General features: G+C 61.2%; 2 protein-coding genes. Both read right to left on the minus strand.

Going from position 1 to position 3,275, the window contains the following annotated elements; genetic code table 11:
* A partial coding sequence (locus JNL55_RS06690; protein ID WP_293851051.1) for a serine hydrolase domain-containing protein occupies positions 1 to 806 on the minus strand: 806 nt, incomplete at its 3' end.
* A gap of 12 nt (positions 807 to 818) precedes the next feature.
* Positions 819 to 3,203, minus strand: coding sequence for a TonB-dependent siderophore receptor (locus tag JNL55_RS06695; protein ID WP_293851054.1), 2,385 nt, complete (start codon positions 3,201 to 3,203; stop codon positions 819 to 821).
* Between the last annotated feature and the right edge of the window lie 72 nt (positions 3,204 to 3,275).

Consider the following 3,275-nt stretch of genomic DNA (forward strand, 5'->3'; position numbering starts at 1 on the left):
AAGCGGTCTTTAAGAAAGAACATGCCGAGTCGCGCCAGATCGTGTGCGCTCGAGTAAGCGGCCATCGAGCCGGCTTCGGTGGCAACATACGGCGGCAGGGGCTGGCCGGCGCCGTCATAGCGAATCGCCTGATACTCCTCGAGGCCGGGCCCGACATCGATCGACGAACGCGTCATGCCGAGCGGCACGAAGATCGACTGCTTCAGATACTGCTCGTAGCTACGTCCGGCAGCTCGCTCGACGATGTACCCCAGCACGCCGTAGCCGAGATTGGAATAGTCATAGCGTTCGCCCGGAGCAAACATCACGCCGCCATAGCGCAACACCGCCTCATCCATGGCAGGGCGTAAGCGGATGTCGTCCCCATAGAAGAACTGTCCGCCGCCCGGAATTCCCGAAGTGTGATTGACCAGGCTACGCACGGTGACTTGCCGCTCGTCGCCCACCCAGACCTTGAGCTTGGCGTTGCCGAGCAGATCATTGGCAGGCTGATCCAGGGACTGCACCTTCCCCGCTTCGATCAGCGTCATCAACCCCGTCACCGTGATCGGCTTGGTCAACGATGCCAACGAATACATGGTGTGCGGCGTGGCCGCGACGCGACGTTCCTTATCGGCCCAGCCGAACCCTGCTTCGAACACGATCTTGCCGCGATGAGCCACGGCCACCGAGACCGACGCCACCTGCGAATCGAGCATCTGTTGTCGAATCACCGCGCGAGCGTCGTCGAAACGATCGGCCGCGGGCGCACTTGCACTCGCGAGCAACAGCAACGTTGCTGTCGCTCGCTTTCCAAAAGCCAACATAGACATGACTCGTCAGAAGTCCACGCCGATCGAGCCGATAAAGGTGCGCGGCTGACCGATGCTGATGCGAGTGATGCTACCCGCGGCCGGGAAATAGCGTTCGTCCAGCACGTTCTTCACATTGAGCCCGAGACGGATCTGCGAGTTCGGCCCGATACCGAACAGGTCGGTGCGCAGGTAGTACCAGAGGCTGGCATCCACGACTTTGTAGCTGCCCAACGACCATGCGTTGCCGCTATCGCCGAAACGATCCGAGGTGTAGTCGATACCCACGCCGCCGCCCAGACCGGCGAGCTTGCCTTGACGTGCTTCGTAGCTGGTCCAGAAACGAAACACATTGTTGGCCACGTTGGGCATCTGGTTGCCCTGCTCGGCGCCGGCAGTAAGGATTTCGGTATCGGTGTACGCGTACGAGCCGATGAAGTTCAGGCCGGGAACCGGCTCGCCGGTGGCCGACAGCTCGACGCCGCGCGAACGCACCTTGCCGATGAGCTCCAGATTGCCGAGCGCGTTCTCCGCAACGATATTGTCCTTTTCGATCTGGTACACGGCCGACGACAGAATCAGACGTCGCTCCAGCAGCTCGCCTTTGGCACCCACCTCGTACTGCGCCGACTCTTGCGGAGCGAAGGTGCGACCGAACTGGTCGACAGTGGTCACCGGATTGAAGCCTTCGCTATAGCTTGCGTACAACGAGGTCTGCGGCGTCGGTTGATACAACACACCGGCTTGCGGCGTGAACTTGGTTCGGTCCAGCACCGTGGGTGTGCCCGAGTTCACCACTTTGCCCGGGGCGTCGTCGTAGCGACCGCCGAGCAACACCTTCAAGTTGTCCTGCAAAGAGATTTGATCCTGGATGAAGATGCCCAGCGGCGTGCGCAGCTCTTCATAGGGAATGCCGACCGCCGCGGTGGTGCCCGGGATCTGGCCATACACCGGATTGAAGATGTCGAAGCCCGAGTACAGGCCGCCCAGGTGGAACGCGCTATTCACCTCGTAGTGTCGATAGTCGACGCCGATGCCCAGCTTGTGCTGGATCGGGCCGGTCATCAGCTCGCCTTCGAGCTGCGCGTTGCTGCTGAACGAACGGATTTCCCGCCCCCGAGTGCCGCTGACGCGGCGGGTGAGCAGGCCGGCGGTGGTAACGGAGGTCGGATTGGTCTGCAAATCGAACGAATCCTCCTCGCGATATAGCACGTTGAGCACGGCCCGCCAGTTGTCACTGAAACGGTGCGACACCGAACCCTCTACCAGTTGCACCGTGGAATCGCGCTCTTCGAAGCGCTCGCCGAAACGGCGGCTGAGCGGCACATTGGTGGGGATGTAACGGCCGCCCTGCCCGTCCGGCATAGACGCGAAGCCGCGATCGATGGGCCGATTATCGGTGAAGTACTCATAGGTGAGCATCACAGTGGTGTCTTCGCTCGGATCCCAACGCAGCGACGGCGAAATGAATTCGCGCTTGATCTCGAAAAAATCACGATAGGTGTCGGAACGCTCGAGCGACGCGTTGAGCCGAAACGCCAGCGTCTCGCCGCTGAGCGGGCCGGTCAGGTCGAAAGTCGCCAGGCGCTTGCCGTAATCGTCGAACGCCACCTGGGCGAAACCGCGATGGGTATAGGTCGGTTTCTTGGTGTTCAAATTCACCAGACCTCCGGGCTCGATCTGCCCGAACAACACCGACGCCGGGCCTTTGATGACCTCGATGGTCTCGATGTTCTGAGTCGGCGGCTGATTGATTTCGGTGTTGCTCAAGCGCATGCCGTTACGAAACATCGCATCGCGTTGAAAGCCACGCAGCAGGAAGTCCGTCTGGGTGCCGCCGAAGCCGTCCGAAGACGTGAGGCCGGCGACGTTCTTGAGCGCTTCTTGAATGCTCTCGACCTGTTGATCGATCATCACCTGCTCGGGAATCACCTGAATACTGCGCGGCGTGGTGAGCACATCCTGCGAGAAGCGGCCGAGCGAAGCTTTGCTCGCGGCATAACGTTCCTGACGCGTACCTACCACGATGACTTCATCCAAAGCGTCACCGCTGGTGGACTGCATCGTGTTCTGCATGCCCTGAGCGCGCACGGCGACTGTGTCCGCCGCGATGAACTCATAAGACAAGCCCGTATCTCTCAACAGCTGCGACAACCCGGCTTCCGGCGTGTAGCTGCCATTGAGCGTGCTGGAGGTGATGCCCTTGGCCAGCTTGCTGTCGATGATGACGTGCAAGCCCGTGACTCGAGCGAATTCATTCAACGCCAGATCGACCGGCTGGGCTTCGATGGACATGCGCATCGGTGCAGCCGACGAACGCTCCGCCGCCGCGGCAGCAGCGACCATCGGAGGCAACGTCGCCCCGCTGCAGGCGAGCAAAATACCCAGGCTCAAACGACTACCGTAGCTCATCGATTCTCCCATGTGCGGCGAGTGCCCCGCGGCCCCGCCTGTTACTGTGGTACGCCGATAAGAGCCAGCGGC

Origin of the sequence: Steroidobacter sp. (assembly GCF_016790065.1) — a bacterium.
Classification (GTDB): domain Bacteria; phylum Pseudomonadota; class Gammaproteobacteria; order Steroidobacterales; family Steroidobacteraceae; genus Steroidobacter.

Bases quoted from the DNA above. Each gene is read 5' to 3' on its own strand.
- JNL55_RS06695 (WP_293851054.1), bottom strand. From the start codon at position 3,203: ATGAGCTACGGTAGTCGTTTGAGCCTGGGTATTTTGCTCGCCTGCAGC.